This is a genomic window from Bacteroidota bacterium (genome assembly GCA_038746285.1).
Taxonomy (GTDB): domain Bacteria; phylum Bacteroidota; class Rhodothermia; order Rhodothermales; family JANQRZ01; genus JANQRZ01.
Genome location: JBCDKT010000002.1, coordinates 70,436 through 89,023 on the forward strand (window position 1 = coordinate 70,436; position 18,588 = coordinate 89,023).

Sequence of the window (18,588 nt, forward strand, 5' to 3'; positions counted from 1 at the left end):
CTCTCGTAGTAGAGTGATGAGGGTAGTCAAGCACGTCCCCAAACTACCCGTCGCCAGAGTGAGTGCCAAAGGAAGATCAGGCGGAGAATGGCAGCGGGAAGCGCAGGCGTAACACCGCTGTCGCGTTCCGACGCGCGGTGTCCCTTATCTTGTCGGCCCTCTCCTTACCCGTCTTAATTCTCCCCCCACGAGGCATGGCGATCTACGCAGTAATCATGGCCGGCGGCGTCGGCAGCAGGCTGTGGCCGCGCAGCCGGCAGCGCACGCCGAAGCAGTTCCTCGACGTCTTCAACGAGGCCTCGCTGATCCAGAACACCTTCGCCCGCCTCCAGCCGCTCGTCCCGCCGGAGCAGGTCTACGTCGTCACCAACCAGCGCTCGGTGGAGGAGACCCAGCGGCACCTCCCGGCCGTCCCCCCGGCGAACATCCTCGCCGAGCCGATGGCTCGCAACACGGCCCCGGCCATCGCCTTCGCCGCCGCCACGCTCCGCGCCCAGGATCCGGACGCGGTAATGATCATCCTCTCGGCGGACCACGCGATCCACAACGTACCCGCCTTCCACGAAGTCCTGGAGGCGAGCATCGCCAAAGCGGCCGACCCCGGCGCGCTCATCACGGTCGGCATCGAGCCCACTTACCCCGAGACCGGCTACGGCTACCTCCAGTACGACGCCTCCGAGGGCAAGGCCGACAAGCCCGAGGCCTACGTCGTCCGCACCTGCGCCGAGAAGCCCGACCTCGCCACCGCCGAGCGCTTCCTCGACTCCGGCGACTTCCTCTGGAACAGCGGCATCTTCGTCTGGCGCGCCGACTCGATCCTCGACCAGCTAGCGGAGCACCTCCCCGAGGTCCACGCCGCCTTCGTCCCGGTCGAAGAAGCCGTCCGCTCAGGCGATGCGGCTGCCGTCCAGGCCGCCGTCGACGAAGCCTTCCGCACAACACCGAAGATCTCGATCGACTACGGCGTGATGGAGCCCGCCGCGCCGGGCATGAACACCTGGGTCGTCCCCGGCTCGTTCGGCTGGAGCGACGTGGGGGACTGGCGCGCCGTCTACGATGTCCGCGAGAAGGACCAGGCCGGCAACGCGGTCGAGGGCGACGTGATCGTCCACAACACGAGCCGGTCCTACGTGCGCGCCAAGGGCAAGCTGATCGTCCTCGTCGGTGTGCAGGACCTCGCGGTCGTCGACGCGGGCGACGCCCTGCTGGTGTGCAAGATGGACGCGACGCAGCAGGTGAAGAACATCGTGGACTACCTCGGCTCGCACGGCCTGGAAGAGTACGTCTGACCCGGCACGGCTCCCCGGTTTCGGCGCCCGGCTTCCTGGACGAGGCTGGGCGCTTTGCGTTACGGCACCCATGCGAGGGCCTTAACCGTTTCGTCACAAAAAGACGCACATCCGGGTGCAACCATCCAGAGACAGTGACGTAGCAGTCGGCAAGTGACCAGGCGGTCACCTAGTGACCTGACGTTCACATTCTACGCCACTCGATGGAAGCTGCTGCCCTCTCCCGCCGGGACCGCGAGCGCCTCGCTCGCCGCACCGACATCCTCGCCGCCGCCCGCGCCGTCTTCGCCGAGCATGGCTACGAGCAGGCCACGCTCGACGAGATCGCCGAGCGTGCCGAGTTCGGGAAAGGGACCCTCTACAACTACTTCCCCGACGGCAAGGAAGAACTCTTCTTCACGCTTTTCGAAGAGGTCGTCGTCGACGGGATCCGCCGCGTGATCGACGCGTCGTTTCCCGACGCCGAGCCGCTGGACACGCCGCAGGCTGCCCGGAACGCCTTCCACGGCCTGATCGAAGGGCTGCTGACGCACTTCGAGGTCAACCGCGAGTCGATGATGATCTTCATGAAGGAGGGCCACCGGATGGTCGTCTCGGCGGACCGGAACGAGGCGGCCGCCCTGCACTGGCTGGGCATCATGGAGGCCGTGCAGCGCCCCGTCGAGGCCGCGATGGCGCACGGTGCGCTCCGCGCGCTCCCGGCCCACCCCATTGCCCACCTCATCATGAGCAACGTGCGCGGCGTCATCATGGCCGAGGTCGACGCCGAGTGCGACCCGTCGGGGACGTTCGAGGCGCGCCCGCTCGGCTCCCCGACCGAGACGGCGGACTTCATCACGTCAGTTCTTTTCGACGGCCTACTGCCCCGCGACTAAACGCTGTCACCCCAGCTTCTTATGCTGACGCATCCAACGCCCAGCACCATGCGCTTCCTCCTCCTGCCCCTCCTCCTCGTGGCCCTCTCGGCGCAGGCGCAGACGCCCGTCTCCGCCCGCACCGGTGCCGCGCCCGCGCCTACCGACAACGGGACCGAAGGCTCCGCCGCAGGCGTGCTTTCGCTCTCGCTCGAAGAGGCGATCCAGGTCGCGCTCGAGCGGAACTACGCTGTCCGCACGGCCGCGCTCGATGTCGCCACGGCGCAGGCGCAGGTCCGCGAGGCGTGGGGGCAGGTCCTGCCCAGCGCCGACGTGTCGAGCTCGTACACGCGCAACCTCGTCCAGGCCAACCCCTTCGCGGGGTCCGACGCGGGCGGGTTCTTCGACAGCTTCGGCGCGATCAGTTGGCTGGCGTTCAACGAAGGGGCGCGCACCGACGGCGACCCGGCGACCGAGCCGATCACCTTCGGCGAGTTCCGAGACCGCCAGAACCAGGGCTTTGCCGATGCCGGGATCGTTCAAAACGAGAACGACAACCCGTTCGGCGTCGCCAACCAGTTCCAGAACACGCTCTCGATCTCGCAGACGCTCTACAACGGGAGCGCGTTCGCGGCCATCCGGGGGGCGCAGAGCCTGAAAGACATCAACCAGGCCGCCCTCACCCAGCAGCAGCAAACCGCTATCGACCAGACGCGGCAGCTCTACTACGGGGCGCTTCTGGCGCAGGAGCAGGTCGGGGTCGTCCGGGCGAGCGTAGCGCGGACGCAGGCAACGCTCGGCGAGACGGCCCGCCGCGTGGCGCAGGGCGTGCTCCCGAAGTTCGAGCGGCTCACGGCCGAGGTCGAGGTCTCGAACCAGCAGACAGCGCTCATCGAGGCCCAGAACGGCGCGGCCCTCGCCCGGAACAACCTGCTCTTCGCGCTCGGCCTGCCGGTGAACCAGGAGGTCGCGCTCGCCGGCGACCTCGACCTGCCGCGCGACACGTTCTTCGACACCGTCTCGCTGGACGACGCCGTGGCGACGGCCCTCGAGCGGCGCCCCGACCTCGAGCAGGCCCGCCTGGCGATTGAACTGCAGAAGGTCAACCGAGGCATCACGCAGTCCGAGTACTTCCCGAGCCTGAGCGCGTTCGCCAACCTGAGCTACATCGGCAACGTCCCCGACGACCGCACCTCGGTTCTCCAGGGCAACGACCCGAACGACCCCTTCGCCGTCACGAGCGCCTCGCGCGGGTTCTTCGACGAGAGCTACTGGGACCCGAACGTTTCGGTCGGGGTGCAGCTTTCGTGGAACCTATTCAACGGCTTCCAGACGAGCCGCCGCGTGCAGCAGCGCACGATCGAGGTGCAGAAGGCCGAGATCGCGCTCGAACAGGGCGTGCAGGGCGCGGTGCTCGAAGTGGAGCAGGCGCTCCGTAACCTCGCCTCGTCGCGCCAGCGGATCGCCGGGCAGCAGCAGACCGTCGAGACGGCGCAGGTGGCCTACGACTTCGCCGCCGAGCGTCTCGGGACCGGCCTCGCCACGCAGATTGATGTCCGCCTCGCCTCGACCCAGCTCGACCAGGCCCAGCTCGGCTACCTCCAGGCCGCCTTCGACTACCTCGTCGCCCGCAGCGCGCTCCAGCGCGCCGTTGGCGTCGTCCTCCCCGAACCCATCGGCACGAGCGAATTCACCCTGACCTCCATCGAATGACCGGGACGCCCCCAAACCGTGTACGGGCGGGTCTGAGACCCGCTCCTGCGTTCGCATCACCGCCGCTCCTGAACCCATGACCTACTCTCTGTCCAGCACCCTTGCTCGCCTTTCTTGCGGCTACCGCCTCGCCGCCCTCGCGCTGCTGATCCCGATGCTCTTCCTCCTCGCCGCCTGCGGTGGCGACGCCGAGGACCCGGAGGCCGGCGCGCCAGAGGCCGAGGGCGAAGCCGCCGAGATGGTCGCTCCGGCGACGCCCGTCGAGGTCGTCCAGATCGAGGCGGGCACCTTCCGCGACGTGATCGAACTGACGGGCACCGTCGAGGCCCCGGACGACGCGACGCTCTCGGCCGAGGCCGGTGGGACGCTCGTCGCGCTCGCCCCGCTCGGGACGCGCGTCGGGCGCGGTGGGGCTGTCGCCCAGGTCAACGCGACGCTGAACCGGGCGGTCGTGGCGCAGGCCGAAGCCGCGCTCGAGGCGGCCGAGGCACAGGCGGCGCTCGCCGAGGACCAGTACCGCCGCCAGGAGCCGCTCCTGGCCGACTCCATCATCTCAGCAGCCGAGTTCGAGGGCGTCCGCACGCAGCAGGCGGCGGCGCGGGCAGGTGTGGCGCAGGCGCGGGCGGCGCTCGCCCAGGCGCGCGAGCAGCTCGCCAACACCCGCGTCTCGGCCCCGTTCACCGGGACCGTCGAGCAGCACTTCGTCGAGCGCGGCGAGCAGGTCGCGCCGGGGACGCCCGTGGCCCGGCTCGTCTCGACAAGCACGGTCGAGATCGCAGCCGGGGTGCCGGAGCGCTACGCCAACGACATCCGGCAGGGGACGCCGGTCCGCATCGTACCGACGGCCTACGGCCTCGGCGAGACAGCGGGCGAGGTTACGTTCGTCGGCAGCGCCATCAACGCGCAGAACCGGACCTTCCCCATCGAGGTCGCGATTGACAACCGGGACCGGACGCTCAAGCCAGCGATGATCGCCCGGCTGTACGTCACGCGGTCGGTCCTGGAGGATGTCCTCGCCGTGCCGCTGACGGCCATTGTCCGCGACGAGCGCGGGGCGAGCGTGTTCGTCGCCGTGCCTGAAGCCGACGGCTACGTCGCCGAAAACCGGGTCGTCGAGACCGGCGCGGCCTCGGGCGGGCGCGTTGTCATCGCGAGCGGGATCGCCTCGGGCGACCGCATCGTCGTGGCTGGGCAGACCCAGATCGCCACCGGCGACCGCCTCCGCATCACCGAGGTCGCCACGGCCGGCCTCGCCGCCTCGCTAGAATGACCGCCGCATGGGCGGGTTTGCCGTAAGGGCGGGTTTCGGACCCGCCCCTAGCGTCTGCCCGTCTCCACCGTCCGCCTACTACCACGCCTAAATCCTCGGCGTCATGAAAATCACCAACCTCGCCATCGGGAACCGCATCGCCGTCGTCGTGCTGACGGTGGTCCTCGTCGTGGGCGGCCTGATCGCCTACGTCTCGATCCCCAAAGAGGCCGAGCCCGAGATCGAGTTCGCCACGGTCGTCGTGACGACGGTCTACCCCGGGGCCAGCCCGGACGACATCGAGTCCATCCTCACGCAGGAGATCGAGCGCGAGGTCGTCTCGGTCGACGGCATCGACGACCTGCGGAGCATCTCGTCCGAGAGCGTCTCGACGGTCATCATCGAGTTCACGCCGGACGTGGACGTGGACAACGCCATCATCGACGTGCGCGAGGCCGTGGACCGCGCCAAAGTCGACTGGCCGGTCGAGGTCGAGGAGCCCATCGTCTCGGAGATCGACACGAGCGAGTTTCCGGTGATCACGGTCAACCTCGCGGCGAACTACTCGCTGGCCCAGCTCCGCGACGTGTCCGAAGACCTCCAGGACGAGATCGAGAGCGTCCCCGGCATCCTCGAAGTCGACCTCATCGGCGGGCTGACGCGCGAGGTGCAGGTGGACGTGGACCTCGCGGCGCTCCAGGGCTACAACCTCACCTTCGGCGACGTCATCGAGACCGTCCAGCGGGAGAACATCAACATCCCCGGCGGCTCGGTCGACGTGGACCGGCAGAACTACCTCGTCCGCGTCAACGGCGACCTCGACACGCCGGAGCAGATCAACGACCTCGTGATCGACGCGCCGGGCGGGCGGCCGATCTACGTCCGCGACGTGGCCGAGGCGCGGCTCGGCTTCCGCGAGCGCAGCACCTACGCCCGCCTCCAGGTCCTCCGCACCGAGGTCGAGGACGGCGAGTACGTCGTCAACCCCGACCCGGTCAACCTGAACGTGGTCTCGCTGAGCGTCAAGAAGCGCCCCGGCACCAACATCATCGAGGTCGTCGACCGCGTCCGCGAGACCGTCGCCGAGTACCCGCTTCCGGGCGGGACCGAAGTGACGTTCACGGGGGATTCGTCGGAGAACGTCGAGACGCTCGTGAGCGACCTCGAGAACAACATCATCTCGGGGCTGATCTTCGTCGTCCTCGTGCTGCTCTTCTTCCTCGGGGTGCGCAACGCGACGCTCGTCGGGCTCGCGATCCCGCTCTCGATGTTCCTCTCGTTCGTGATCTTCGCGGTGATGGGGCAGACGCTGAACTTCATCATCCTGTTCAGCCTGATTATCGCGCTCGGGATGATGGTCGACAACGCGGTCGTGATCATCGAGAACATCTACCGCTACCGCGAGATGGGCTACGGGCGCTGGGAGGCGGCGCGCCTCGGGACGGGCGAGGTCGGCCTCGCCGTCGCGGCTTCGACCGCGACGACGGTCGCGGCGTTCGCGCCGATGCTGCTCTGGCCGGGCATCATCGGCAAGTTCATGAGCTACATGCCGCTCACGCTCATCGTCGTGCTCTCGTCGAGCCTGTTCGTCGCGCTCGTGATCAACCCGGTCGTGACGGGGTACTTCATGCGGCTCGACGGCGAGGAGGCCCCGAAGCGGAGTCGCCGCTTCCGCCTCGGGGCAACCGCCGCGATCGTCTTTCTCGGGATTGTCCTCGCGCTCGCCAACTGGAAGACGTTCGTCGTCCTCGCCGTGGCGGTCCCGCTGCTGTATTTCCTCCAGACGCGCGTCCTGGGCCCGTTCTCCAAGCGGTTTCAGGAGGAGACCGTCCCGCGCCAGACCGCGCGCTACCGCGCCTTCCTGACGTGGATGCTGGAGCGCGACTACAGCGAGGACCGGGCGATGCTCCGCAACACGTTCGCGCTCAGCAGCTTCACGCTCGGCGCGCTCCTCCTCATCGGCGGGGCGATGCTGGGCGGCGTGAGCCAGCCGGCCTCCCTCCTCCTCCTCGTCCCCGGCGGCCTCCTCCTCGCTGTCGGCGCGCTCGGGATCCTCTTCCACGCGCTCGAAACGATCATGCTCGGGCGGATGGGGTCGGTCAAGGGCGGGGCCATCTTCGGCGCGGTCGTAGGCACCCTCTGCCTGCTCCTGTGGTTCGGAGGGCGGATCGAGGAGCCGATCATCATCCTGGAGCTGATGGCGCTCCCGGCGGTCATCGTCGTCTTCGGGCTGATCGGCGCGGCGGTTCTCGGAGACCGGACGCGGCTCGTCCTCACCGACAACCGGGCGCGGCTCTTGACGGCGACGCTCGCCGCGCTCGTCGCCATCTTCGGCCTCTTTGCCCTCGCCCCGACGGGCGTCGAGTTCTTCCCGCCCAACGACCCCAACTTCATCGAGGTCAACGTCGAGGCCCCGCTCGGAACCAACATCGAGGCGTCGAACGCGATTGCCAACGAGGCCTACAACCGGATCGAGCAGGTGCTCGCCGAGAACGACGCCAGCGAGGAGAACGTCAAGACCGTCCTCACGCGCGTCGGCGTCGGCGGCGACGTGCTCTTCGGCGGCGGCTCGGCCAGCCCCGAGTACAGCACGGTCACGCTCACGATGAAGGACTTCTCCGACCGCGCCGAGCCGAGCACGCTGACCATCCGCAAGATCCGCGAGCAGCTCCAGGGCATCCCCGGCACCTCGATTGAGATCGTCAAGGACCAGAACGGCCCGCCGACCGGGCGCCCGGTCAACATCGAGGTCGCGGGCGAGGACTTCGACCAGATCGTCAGCGTCTCGCAAGAGCTCAAGCAGCGCCTCGTCCGCGGCGCGACGGAGCTCGACCCCGAGACGGGCGAGCCGGTCCTCGCCGGCCTCGTCGACATCTCGGACGACCTCGACACGGGCCGCCCCCAGTTCCAGGTCGACGTCGACCGCGAGCGCGCGGCGCAGTTCGGGCTTTCGACGCGCCAGATCTCGCAGACCATCCAGGCTGCGATCAACGGCTTCGAGACGAGCACCTTCCGCACGGGCGAGGACGAGTACGACATCGTCGTCCGCCTCCGCAAGCAGGACCGCGAGAGCCTCGAAGCCCTCCGCAGCCTGACGATCCTCTACGAGGGCCAGCAGATCCCGCTCGTCTCGGTTGCCGACATCTCGATCGGCACCGGGCTGGGCAACATCACGCGGCTCGACCAGGAGCGCGTCGTGAGCGTCTCCGGCGGGGCCGCCGAGGGGGTCAACGGCAACGCGCTGCTCGGGACCGTCCAGGGCTACCTCGCCGACTACGTCGAGAACGAGGTCCCGCCCGGCATCACGATCCGCTACACCGGCGAGAGCGAAGACCAAGCCGAGAGCTTCGGCTTCCTCACGACGGCCCTCCTGATCGCGCTTGCGCTCATCACGATCATCCTGCTCTTGCAGTTCAACTCGGTCGGCAACACGCTCATCATCATGATCGCAACCGGGCTGTCCCTCATTGGCGTGATGCTTGGGCTGATCCTCACGCGGACGCCCTTCGGGCTGATGACGTTCATCGGGCTGATCTCGCTCGCCGGGATCGTGGTCAACAACGCGATCGTGCTCATCGACTACATCGAGCAACTCCGCAGCCGGGGGCTGGAGAAGCAGGAGGCCGTGATCGAGGGCGGGGCGACGCGCCTCCGGCCGGTGATTCTGACCGCGCTCACGACGGTGATCGGCCTCGTCCCCCTCACGTTCGGGCTGAACATCGACTTCGTCGGCCTCCTCACGGACCTCGACCCGGCCTTTGCCCTCGGCTCGGAGAACACGCAGTTCTGGGGACCGATGGGGACGGCGATCATCTCGGGCCTGACGTTTGCGACCTTCCTCACGCTCGTCATCGTCCCGGTGATGTATTCGACGTTCGACTCGCTGGCGACCCGGCTGTCGTCGTCCCGGGCGGAGCAGGCCACGCCAGACACCTCGGACGACGCGCTCGCGCCGGCGGGGACGCTCACGCCGGCCGCCGTCCCGGTCGCCGGACGCGGCGACGGCGGCCCGATGACCGAGAAGCCCACGACGCGGAGCTAACCCACTAACCTATTCTCGTCGTGACCCGGCTCTCGCTCCTGGAAGCACGACTCCGGCGCTGGTTCCGCCTCTTTCTCCCACTGTGGGTGAGCTGGGCCGTCACAGCCTTTGTGGCTGCCGAGTTGGTGGATGCGCAGCCTCCGGAGGCTCCGTGGTGGCACAGTGTCGTACTTCCCATTCTCGTGGGCGGTCTGGTCGCAGCGGGGGGCGCATGGCTGGAGACGGGCGTGCTGGCGCGGGCCGGGCGGCGCCTGCCGCTTGGCCTCACGCTTGCCCTGCGCACGGCGCTCTACGCCCTCGTCGTAGCCGCGGCCCTCGCCGTGATGATCGTGCGAGTGCTTCCCGCGCTGACGGGACTGCCCTTGAGCACGCTCATCGAGGACGTTGGTGTGGAGCAGACCATCCGGCGGTTCTGGTCCGTGCTCGTGCTGCTCGTGCTCGGCTCGTTCGTGATCAACCTCGCGCTGCAACTCCGCCGCGTGCTCGGCGGGGGCACGCTGTGGGCGCTGCTCGTGGGCCGCTACCTCCGCCCGACCCCGGAAGAGCGCCTCTTCATGTTCCTCGACCTGACCGACTCGACGGCGATTGCCGAGCGCCTCGGCCCGTTCCGGTTCACGGACTTCAAGAACGACTTCTTCGCCGACGTCGCCCAGCCAGTGCTGACGACCCGCGGCCAGATCTACCAGTACGTCGGCGACGAGGTGGTGATCACATGGCCGATGGCGCAGGGCCTCCGCGGCGGCGCGTTCCTTCGGTGCTTCTTTCTTCTCGAAGACCGGGTCCAGCGCCGCGCCGCGTACTACCAGGCGACCTATGGCTGCGTGCCTGCGTTCAAGGCGGGCTGCCACGGCGGCGAAGTCGTGACCGCGTTCATCGGGGACCTCAAGAGCGACCTCGCCTACTCGGGCGATGTCGTCAACACAGCGGCGCGGATCGAGGGCCAGTGCCGGCCGCTCGGGTACCGCTTGCTCATCTCCGACACGCTCCTGGAGCGCTGCCCGCTGCCCGACGGGCTGACGGCCGAGGAGGTCGGCACCGTCCTGCTTCGCGGAAAGGCTGAAGCCCTCCAACTCTACAGCATCAGTGGACCGAGACCGGAGCAGGCGTCGGAGCACGAACGGACTGCCGCCGTGCCTTCGGGGTAATTCGCTCGACGCAGGCCCGCGCGCTGCATTCTGTCTCTCACCTCTTTTCTCTGGCTTCTCATGAGCGCCTTCGTCCGCCTTCAGCACCTCCTCCCGCAGCACGGGCTGTCCCGCGCCGTGGGCCTCCTCGCGTCGTCCGAGGTGCCGTGGATTCGGGAGCCACTGATCCGCCTCTTCGCCAGCGTCTACGGTATCGATATGACCGAGGCTGAGCGTCCCGACCTCGCCAGCTACCGCTCGTTCAACGATTTCTTTACCCGCGCTCTCGTCTCCAGCGCCCGCCCCATCGACCCGGCATCGGACTCGGTCGTCAGCCCGGCCGACGGGGCGGTGAGCCAGACGGGAATCATCGAGCAGGGCGAGCTGATCCAGGCCAAAGGCATCCGCTACCCGTTCGGCGCGCTCGCCGACGTGTGCGCCGGTCCCGGCTTCGAGGGCGGGGCCTTCGTGACGGTCTACCTCTCGCCGAAGGACTACCACCGGGTCCACCTCCCGCTCGCCGGGCGGCTCGTGCGGACGGTCGCCGTCCCCGGCCGACTGTTCTCGGTCAACGCCACGACCGAGGCCGGGGTCGAGGGCCTGTTCGCCGTCAACGAGCGCTTGGTGATGGAGTTCGAGACCGACGCCGGCCGGATGCTCGTGGTGATGGTGGGAGCGATGATCGTGGCGAGCATCGAGACGGTGTGGCCCGGCCCACGCTCGCCGTACCAGACGAAGCAGGTAACCGAGCACGACCTCGCGTTCGAGAAGGGGGCCGAGATTGGACGGTTTCTCCTCGGCAGCAGCGTCGTCCTCGCCTTCGAGCAAGGCCGCGTCCGGCTCGACGAGGCGCTGGCCCCAGGCTTCGTCGTGCGGATGGGCGAGGCCGTCGGCTCGGAGGTCGCCGCCTGATTCTCCTGGGCGATAACGTTTCGATCACACCAGCGCACCTAACCCTGCTGTAGCGTACCATCCCCCAGGACCTACCCACGTGGCCGAACTCGCACTAGGCCGCCGCGTTGCAGCCGCTCAATCCGCCACCGCCTTGTCCATGCGTTTCGCTCTTCTGTGCGTGCTCGCGGCGATGCTTACCGCCTCGCCCGCCCGCGCTCAGTATCCCGCCCCCGCCGACTCCGTCGCGGCGACGCTGGACCCGGCTTCGGACGACGAAGCGAACCAGGCGTCCGACCCGGACCGGGTTCCGTACGAGACCGAGACGAACCTCGGTGCGCACGTCCTCGCGCTTCCGGCTACGGTCTGGGGTGGCGTGGCCTACCTCTTCCGCTCGCTCGTGCTCTACGCCGAGTACAGCGGCAATATCGAGCGCGCCGAGCGGCTGCTCCAGAACCGGCCGCCCGTCTACGCGCTCCCGACGCTGAGCGTGGGCGGGCGCGAGGGTCTCGCGGGCGGGCTGACGGTCTTCGCCACCGAGGGGCTACTCGGCGGGCAGCGCAGCGGGCGGATCGGCGGTTTCTACGCGGCCGACGGCTCATACGCTGCCTCCGGCCGGTTCAACGACGGGGGCCTCTTCGGCAGCCCGCTTCGCCTGCTCGTCAGCGGAGGCTACGAGCGCGATGCCGAGGAGCGCTTCTTCGCCCTCGGCAACGACAGCGACGACGACGAACTGATCGACTACGCCTTCGAGCAGGGCCTGGCCGGGATGGGGTTCGAGCTACCCGTCGGCGCGCACGTCCGCCTCGGGGCCGACGGCGAGTTCAAGCACTACGAGGTGACGAGCTTCGACGAGGAAGGCGGCACGCCCTTCCCCGCCGACAGCGTCGCCGGGTTCGGCGGGGCGGACTTCCTCTCGGCTGGGGCGACGTTCGTGCTCGACTTCAGCCGGGCCGGGGGGCTCTACGCCCCGCGCACGGTCGGCGGGACCGAACTGATCCTCGGGGTCCGCTACGGCACCGACGTCTCGGCGGCCCCCGCCGGCGGCCCGCTCGGCTACCTCCGCACCTCGGCCGAGGTGAGGCAGTTCGTCCCGGTTCCCTTCCTCGCCCCCGAGCGGCGGCTCGCGCTCCGCGCCCGCCTCGTCCGCGTCAACGCACCGGGCGGCGACACGGTGCCGTTCTACGAACTCGCCACACTCGGCGGGCCGGACGACCTGCGCGGCTTCCGCTTCGACCGCTTCCGCGACCAGGGCAGTCTGCTCGTCACCGCCGAGTACCGCTGGCCCATCTTCAACACCTTCGACGCCGTCCTCTTCACCGACGCCGGGCAGGTCTTCGACGACTTTGAGGAGATCGGCCTTGAGGAATTCCACTTCGACTTCGGCGGCGGCTTCCGCGTCTTCGGGGCCGGAGGCGTCGCCGCCCGCGTCGAACTCGCCTTCAGCCCCGAAGGCCCGCCGCGCCTGATCGCCCAAGTGGGAACCTCGTTCTGATGACGCACCGCACGCTCCTTCTCCTCCTCGTCCTCGGACTCGCCGGGTGCGCCGGCACGAAGCCCTACACGACGGGGCCGGTCAAGACGTTCGACCCGGACAACCGCGACATCTCGCGCCCGGCGGAGGCGCGCGAGAACCAGTACTGGGACCCCATCGACCGGACGTTCTTCTACCAAATCCAGAAGCCGCTCGACCTCAACTGGCTCGGTCGGAAAATCGGGCAAGGGCTGGGCCTCGTCGGGCCGAAGGAGGCGCAGAACGTCAACACGCTCGACGAGGTGCCGAACTCGTCGTGGTTCACGCAGCGGCACTTCTACTTCCCGATGTCCGAGGCCGAGCTCCGGCGCGGCCCGAACGTCACCGACGGGCCGGACCTCTCGGCGTGGACCGTGATCGCGGGCAAGAGCGAGGGCAAGACGAAGGGCTTTACGATCGAGGACGCGCGCGGCGACCGCTACGTCATCAAGTTCGACGGCCCGAACTTCCCCGAACTGACCTCCTCGGCCGAGGTCATCGCAACCAAGATCTACCACGCGGCGGGCTACTTCGTCCCCCAGAACACCGTCACCTACTTCGACCCGGCGATCCTGTCGCTTGGCCCCGAGGCCGAGGTCGAAGTCGAGGGCCGCGAGCGCCGGATGACCGACGCCGACCTCGCCGCGATCCTCGACCCGCAGCCGCGCCGCGCCGACGGGCGCATCCGGGCGATGGCGAGCAAGTACGTCGACGGCCGCCCCATCGGCATCTGGACCTTCCGGGGCACCAAGCGCGACGACCCCAACGACCGCGTCCGCCACGAGCACCGCCGCGAGCTGCGCGGCCTGTCGGTGCTCGGAAGCTGGATCAACGACGCCGACCGCCGCAACGCCAACACGCTCTCGGTCTACACGACGGACGTGCGCGCCGGTGCCGATGGCAGCCCCGACACGGCGCGCTACATCAAGCACTACGTCCTCGACATGGGGTCCACGCTCGGCGCGAACGGCTCGGGCACCCACGTCGTGCAGCACGGGCAGGAGTACCTCTTCGACCCGCGCACGATGGCCTACCAGACCGTCACCCTCGGCCTCGACCCAAAGCCGTGGGAGTTCCAGCCGCTGGAGATCAAGTACCCGTCGGTTGGCTACTTCACGGCGGAGTATTTCGAGCCGGAGGACTGGGTGATGGTCCACCCGAACCCGGCCTACGAGTACCGCACCGACCGCGACGGCTTCTGGGGCGCGAAGCGCGTCATGGCTTTCACCGAAGCCGAGGTCCGCGCGATCGTGGACGAGGGCCAGCTTACCAATCCAGAGGCTGAGGAGTACCTCGTGCAGACCCTCCTCGCCCGCCGCGAAGCGATTGGCCGCTACTGGTTCGGCCAGGTCAACCCGCTCGACCGCTTCGTGCTCGCCCGGCTCGACTTTGCCGGTGGCAGCGAGCCGTTCGTGCTGGAGTTCGACGACCTCGCCGTGACGTACGGGCTGGAGCCGAGCGCTGCGAGCCGCTACGCCTACGCCGTCTACCACGGCGGCACCCAACTCACCGACGGCACCGCCGATGCGCCAAGCGTCCCGGTCCCCGCGCTTCCTGCCTCCGCCGCCGAGTCCACCGGCGAAGACGCCCGCGTGCTCCGCGTCGAACTCGTCACCCTCCGCGACGGCCAGGAGCCGAGCGACGCCGTGAACGTCTACCTCCACTTCCCCACCGACGGCCGCATGCGCGTCGTCGGCATCGAGCGAGAATAGCCACCCTACCACAAGCCATCCCCGCGCAGGCGGGGATCCACTGGGTTAGCAAGACCTGTGGATCCCGGCTCGAGGGCCAGGATGACGATACGCTAAGCTGCCGGGAGCTACGCTACCCCGCACGTTAGACACCGGACGCTGCCCTATGCTGCAACGGCTCAAAGACGAGTTCCTCGACCTCCGCCGCGACGAGTGGCCGCTGGCGCTCTCGATGTTCGGATACTTCTTCCTCGTCATCACCTCCTTCTGGATCCTCAAGCCGATCAAGAAGGCGCTCTTCATCGAGTTCTACGACCAGGACGGGTTCGCCCTCGCCGTGTCGGGACTGTTCCAAGTCGAGCTCCTCGCCTCGCAGGCGGAGCTGTTGGCGAAGGTGCTCAACATGGTCGTCGCAGCCGTCGCCGTCGTCGTGTTCACGATCCTCGCACGGCGGATGCGGCGGGAGCAACTGACCTATGCCTTCGCGGGGTTCTTCCTCGCGGCGTTCGCGGCCTACTCCCTCATCATCAACGACCCCGGCGACGCGACGGTCTGGAGCTTCTACCTCTTCGGCGACCTGTGGACGACGCTGATGGTGGCGACGTTCTTCGCCTTCCTCAACGACAGCGTGACGCCGCGCGCGGCGAAGCGGCTCTACGGCCTCGTCGTCCTCGGCGGCGTCGCCGGCGGGGCGTTCGGGACGACCTTCCTCGCGGTCTACATCGACGACATCCCGGTCTCGGCGTGGCTGTGGATCTGCTTCGGCATGGCCGTCGCGATCATCGGGCTGGCCTACGTTGCCGGGCGGATCGTCCGGCAGAACCCGCCGCCGGAAGTCACGCCCGAGGGCATCGACCCGGGCCGCGGCGAGGGGGCGACGAAGAAATCCAACGCGGCGCTCGAAGGGGCGCGGCTCGTCTTCCGCTCGAAGTACCTCCTCTCGATTGTCGCGATTGTCGGCATCTACGAGATCGTCTCGACGGTCCTCGACTTCCAGTTCTCGTCCACGATTGCCCACTACCTCGACGGCCCGGCCATCGGTCAGCAGTTCGCGACGGTCTTTGCGATCTCGAACGTGGTCGCGCTCGTCGTGCAGATCTTCCTGACGACGGTCGTGATGCGCCGCTTCGGCCTGACGACGGCGCTCCTCATCACCCCGTTTGTGATGGTCCTCGGCTCGGTCGCCTTCCTCGCCGTACCCGTGCTGTGGGTCGGCTCGCTCCTCAACACCGCCGACAGCGCGTTTGCCTACTCGATCAACCAGAGTGCCCGCGAGGCGCTCTACACACCGACGACGCGCGACGAGAAGTATAAGGCCAAAGCGTTCATCGACATGTTCGTCCAGCGCTTTGCCAAGTCCGTCGCCGTCGGCGTGAGCCTCCTCGTGACGCTCCTCTTCGCTGACTTCTCGACGATCCGCTGGCTGAGCCTGCTCACCCTAGCCCTCGTTGCCGTGTGGGCCGTCGCCGCGCGCTACGCCGGTCGGCAGTTCGCCGAAATGGAGTCGCGTGAAGAAACTACTGCAGGATGACGCGCCAACCTATCGGTACACGTCCCGCCGGTTGCCTACCTTCACTACCTCAACGACGAGCACATCATCGGCGACCGTGTAGACAATCCGGTACGGTCCCTGCCGCACGCGGTATGCCTCCTGCCCCGAAAGCTTTGTGCAGCTAGGCGGTCGTGGGTCATCGGCGAGCGCTCTGATCCGCGCCACCACCCGCTGCCTATCCTTCTTCCGGCTGATTGATCGAATCTCTTTCGCCGCGCTCCGCTTGACCTCGATCCGATAGTGCCCCGGCATCAGATCGCGCCTTCGTCGCGCAGTTCTCGAACGAACGCCTCGAACGAGACGGTGGGCTCGTTCGCACGGGACTCGATGGCCGCGAAATCATCTGCGTCTTCGGCCAGGAGCACCCGGACCGCTTCGTTGACCACGTCCGAGACGGACCGGTCGCTCGCCGCTGCTTTGAGGCGGAGCGCTTTGTGGAGCGCCGAGTCAAAGTAAACTGTGGCTCGTTTGGCGTTGGTTGCAGACATGGCTTCGCTGAAAGGGCGTCACAACGCTAAAACGTCGCTAGCGCTTACGGGTTTCGGCGCGTCGAAGTCGCCGGCCATCTCGGCCAGCCCCCGTGCGCTCCCGAAGACCGGGCGCGGCTCGGAGTCTAGCACCGGAGTGAGCCGGAAGGCCTCGCCATCCCCTCGGGCAATGACAACTTCTTCTCCCAAGGCGGCTTCCTCGATCAGTTCAGGAAGCCGCTGCTGAGCCTCTTCTGGCTTGACGGCCCGCATAGCGTTCTCGGTTGGTCTAGGCGGTGTACAATGGTCTAGGCGGTGTACAAACACGAATCCTTGTCGTTCGTGCGGCAGTGACGCCAGAGAGGTCAGTCAATGCATATAATCACCGCCCATCTCCGCTTCGACGCCCGCATGTAGAACGCTGTAAGCGCTTCAACGTATTCCATCGCTACAGACAGCGATAACGTACCGACCCAGTAACCCGACGCCGCTTTCATCGCATCTGGGTCATAAAGGCCCAGCAAATCTTCTGGTGCAAGCGAAGCAAGTGCTCGTGCTGCCTCCACTACCTCTGATGCATCGAGGTAACGGGTCACTTCTGTAATACAGCCCGGCACGTCAAGGCCCTGGGGGTCTTCATGTGCGCGAGTGAAAGCGGGGTTCAGCGGTCTAGCTCCAACGACAGCTCGGCCGAATGCGTTGCTTGGCTCTTCGTTGCCACGCCGTCGCGCAGGGTCAAGCAACCACCATAGCGCATCCCAAGCTTTAGGAAACCCCCACATGTCGGCGTCTGCCGCTTGCTCCCACGGGCCCTCTACCCGCTCCCACAATTCCTCGGAAGAGCCGCTTTGATCCTTCATGCGCTCTAGCTGCTCAGAAGAAACAGCAAGGTATCCGGCACGGACTCCCATTTGTGCTGTTGTGACGGAATGCTAAAATAGCCGCCGCGTGCGGATGGTGCCGGGGATGGCCTGGAGCGCGGCGAGGGCGGCCTCAGACGATTCGGTGTCCACGTCGAGGACGACGTAGCCGATGGCGTCTTTCGTCTGGAGGAACTGGGCCGAGATGTTTACGCCCTGCTCGGAGAACACGCGGTTGATCGCGCTCAGGACGCCGGGGCGGTTCTCGTGGACGTGGAGGAGCCGGTGCTCGCCGGGGTGCGGGGGGAGCGCGACCTCGGGGAAATTCACGGCCGATATCGTGCTGCCGTTGTCGCTGTAGCGGACGAGCTTCTCGGCCACCTCAGCCCCGATGTTGGCCTGCGCCTCGACCGTCGAGCCGCCGATGTGCGGGGTCAGGATCACGTTGTCGAACCGCGCGAGGGGCGACTCGAACGGCTCGTCGTTGGAACGTGGCTCTTTGGGGTACACGTCGAGCGCTGCCCCGCCGAGGTGGCCGCTCTCGAGGGCGCCCGCGAGGGCGTCGATCTCGACGACCGTCCCGCGCGAGGCGTTGAGGAGGACCGCGCCGGGCTTCATCTGCGCGAGTTCCGTCGCCCCGATCATCCACTTCGTCTCGGGCGTCTCGGGGACGTGGAGCGTGACGATGTCAGCCTCGGCGAGGAGGGCCTCCAGGCTCGGGCTCGGGATGGCATTGCCGAGCGGGAGCTTGGCGGCCGTGTCGTGGAAGACGACGCGCATCCCGAGCGCTTCGGCGAGGACGGAGAGCTGCGCGCCGATGTTGCCGTAGCCGACGACGCCGAGCGTCTTGCCCCGGATCTCGTGCGACGCCGCCGCGCTCTTGGCCCAGACGCCCCGGTGCGCCTTCGCGTTCTTCTCCGGGACGCCCCGCAGGAGCAGGATGGCCTCGGCCAGCACCAACTCGGCGACGGAGCGGGTGTTCGAGAACGGCGCGTTGAAGACGGGGATGCCGCGCCCGGCGGCAGCGTCGAGGTCGATCTGGTTGGTCCCGATGCAAAACGCGCCGACGGCGACGAGCTTCGGGGCGGCCTCGAAGACGGCCTCGGTGAGCTGCGTCCGCGAGCGGATGCCGAGGAAGTGGACCTCGCGGAGCCGGTCCGGGAGGTCGCTGCCGGGGACGGTCCCCTGGACACGCTCGACATTCGTGTAGCCCGCCTCGCGGAAGACCTCGGCCGCGCCGGGATGGATACCTTCGAGGAGGAGGACGCGGAGGCGGTCGCGGGAGAAGGAGACGTCGGACATCGAGCAGTCGGCGGGCGCGGTAGAGAGCGCGCAAGATACCG

Annotated in this window: 14 protein-coding genes; 10 read left to right on the forward strand and 4 right to left on the reverse strand. The window is 67.9% G+C overall.

Features of this window, described 5'->3' with window-relative positions; translation table 11 throughout:
• The first annotated feature begins 194 nt into the window (after positions 1-194).
• The 10 genes from AAGI91_01130 to AAGI91_01175 all read left to right on the forward strand — a co-directional run bounded on the left by AAGI91_01130 (position 195) and on the right by AAGI91_01175 (position 15,897).
• Positions 195-1,289 carry a sugar phosphate nucleotidyltransferase gene (locus AAGI91_01130; protein MEM1041209.1) on the forward strand — a complete coding sequence of 365 codons (1,095 nt, stop codon included), beginning with the start codon at positions 195-197 and terminating at the stop codon, positions 1,287-1,289.
• 203 nt (positions 1,290-1,492) lie between these two features.
• Positions 1,493-2,164 (forward strand): helix-turn-helix domain-containing protein, encoded by a 672-nt coding sequence (locus AAGI91_01135; protein ID MEM1041210.1) that lies wholly within the window; start codon positions 1,493-1,495, stop codon positions 2,162-2,164.
• A gap of 48 nt (positions 2,165-2,212) precedes the next feature.
• Positions 2,213-3,856, forward strand: coding sequence for a TolC family protein (locus tag AAGI91_01140; GenBank protein MEM1041211.1), 1,644 nt, complete (start codon positions 2,213-2,215; stop codon positions 3,854-3,856).
• A 76-nt stretch (positions 3,857-3,932) separates the two neighbouring features.
• A complete protein-coding gene (locus AAGI91_01145; protein ID MEM1041212.1) occupies positions 3,933-5,126 on the forward strand; it encodes an efflux RND transporter periplasmic adaptor subunit in 1,194 nt (397 codons plus the stop codon).
• 103 nt (positions 5,127-5,229) lie between these two features.
• Positions 5,230-9,147 carry an efflux RND transporter permease subunit gene (locus tag AAGI91_01150; protein MEM1041213.1) on the forward strand — a complete coding sequence of 1,306 codons (3,918 nt, stop codon included), beginning with the start codon at positions 5,230-5,232 and terminating at the stop codon, positions 9,145-9,147.
• Between the two features lie 20 nt (positions 9,148-9,167).
• Positions 9,168-10,292 (forward strand): adenylate/guanylate cyclase domain-containing protein, encoded by a 1,125-nt coding sequence (locus AAGI91_01155; GenBank protein MEM1041214.1) that lies wholly within the window; start codon positions 9,168-9,170, stop codon positions 10,290-10,292.
• A gap of 60 nt (positions 10,293-10,352) precedes the next feature.
• The gene (gene asd, locus AAGI91_01160; GenBank protein ID MEM1041215.1) at positions 10,353-11,183 is read left to right on the forward strand and encodes an archaetidylserine decarboxylase; all 831 of its coding nucleotides are present in this window, start codon (positions 10,353-10,355) and stop codon (positions 11,181-11,183) included.
• A gap of 139 nt (positions 11,184-11,322) precedes the next feature.
• A complete protein-coding gene (locus tag AAGI91_01165; protein MEM1041216.1) occupies positions 11,323-12,657 on the forward strand; it encodes a BamA/TamA family outer membrane protein in 1,335 nt (444 codons plus the stop codon).
• Positions 12,657-14,387: a hypothetical protein gene (locus AAGI91_01170; GenBank protein MEM1041217.1), complete on the forward strand. Its 1,731-nt coding sequence runs from the start codon at positions 12,657-12,659 to the stop codon at positions 14,385-14,387. The genes AAGI91_01165 and AAGI91_01170 overlap by 1 nt, the downstream gene beginning before the upstream one ends.
• Before the next feature lie 145 nt (positions 14,388-14,532).
• On the forward strand, positions 14,533-15,897 hold the full coding sequence (locus tag AAGI91_01175) for an Npt1/Npt2 family nucleotide transporter (protein ID MEM1041218.1): 1,365 nt from the start codon (positions 14,533-14,535) through the stop codon (positions 15,895-15,897).
• 9 nt (positions 15,898-15,906) lie between these two features.
• Here AAGI91_01175 and AAGI91_01180 read toward each other — a convergent pair whose 3' ends face one another.
• The 4 genes from AAGI91_01180 to serA all read right to left on the reverse strand — a co-directional run bounded on the left by AAGI91_01180 (position 15,907) and on the right by serA (position 18,547).
• A complete protein-coding gene (locus AAGI91_01180) occupies positions 15,907-16,170 on the reverse strand; it encodes a type II toxin-antitoxin system RelE/ParE family toxin (GenBank protein ID MEM1041219.1) in 264 nt (87 codons plus the stop codon).
• On the reverse strand, positions 16,170-16,406 hold the full coding sequence (locus AAGI91_01185; protein MEM1041220.1) for a CopG family transcriptional regulator: 237 nt from the start codon (positions 16,404-16,406) through the stop codon (positions 16,170-16,172). Before AAGI91_01185 ends, AAGI91_01180 begins: the two co-directional genes overlap by 1 nt.
• A gap of 18 nt (positions 16,407-16,424) precedes the next feature.
• Positions 16,425-16,658 (reverse strand): prevent-host-death protein, encoded by a 234-nt coding sequence (locus AAGI91_01190; GenBank protein MEM1041221.1) that lies wholly within the window; start codon positions 16,656-16,658, stop codon positions 16,425-16,427.
• A gap of 659 nt (positions 16,659-17,317) precedes the next feature.
• A complete protein-coding gene (gene serA / locus AAGI91_01195; protein ID MEM1041222.1) occupies positions 17,318-18,547 on the reverse strand; it encodes a phosphoglycerate dehydrogenase in 1,230 nt (409 codons plus the stop codon).
• Positions 18,548-18,588: the final 41 nt, after the last annotated feature.

Bases quoted from the DNA above. Each gene is read 5' to 3' on its own strand.
- AAGI91_01130 (MEM1041209.1), top strand. From the start codon at position 195: ATGGCGATCTACGCAGTAATCATGGCCGGCGGCGTCGGCAGCAGGCTG.
- AAGI91_01135 (MEM1041210.1), top strand. From the start codon at position 1,493: ATGGAAGCTGCTGCCCTCTCCCGCCGGGACCGCGAGCGCCTCGCTCGC.
- AAGI91_01140 (MEM1041211.1), top strand. From the start codon at position 2,213: ATGCGCTTCCTCCTCCTGCCCCTCCTCCTCGTGGCCCTCTCGGCGCAG.
- AAGI91_01145 (MEM1041212.1), top strand. From the start codon at position 3,933: ATGACCTACTCTCTGTCCAGCACCCTTGCTCGCCTTTCTTGCGGCTAC.
- AAGI91_01150 (MEM1041213.1), top strand. From the start codon at position 5,230: ATGAAAATCACCAACCTCGCCATCGGGAACCGCATCGCCGTCGTCGTG.
- asd (MEM1041215.1), top strand. From the start codon at position 10,353: ATGAGCGCCTTCGTCCGCCTTCAGCACCTCCTCCCGCAGCACGGGCTG.
- AAGI91_01165 (MEM1041216.1), top strand. From the start codon at position 11,323: ATGCGTTTCGCTCTTCTGTGCGTGCTCGCGGCGATGCTTACCGCCTCG.
- AAGI91_01170 (MEM1041217.1), top strand. From the start codon at position 12,657: ATGACGCACCGCACGCTCCTTCTCCTCCTCGTCCTCGGACTCGCCGGG.
- AAGI91_01175 (MEM1041218.1), top strand. From the start codon at position 14,533: ATGCTGCAACGGCTCAAAGACGAGTTCCTCGACCTCCGCCGCGACGAG.
- AAGI91_01180 (MEM1041219.1), bottom strand. From the start codon at position 16,170: ATGCCGGGGCACTATCGGATCGAGGTCAAGCGGAGCGCGGCGAAAGAG.
- AAGI91_01185 (MEM1041220.1), bottom strand. From the start codon at position 16,406: ATGTCTGCAACCAACGCCAAACGAGCCACAGTTTACTTTGACTCGGCG.
- AAGI91_01190 (MEM1041221.1), bottom strand. From the start codon at position 16,658: ATGCGGGCCGTCAAGCCAGAAGAGGCTCAGCAGCGGCTTCCTGAACTG.
- serA (MEM1041222.1), bottom strand. From the start codon at position 18,547: ATGTCCGACGTCTCCTTCTCCCGCGACCGCCTCCGCGTCCTCCTCCTC.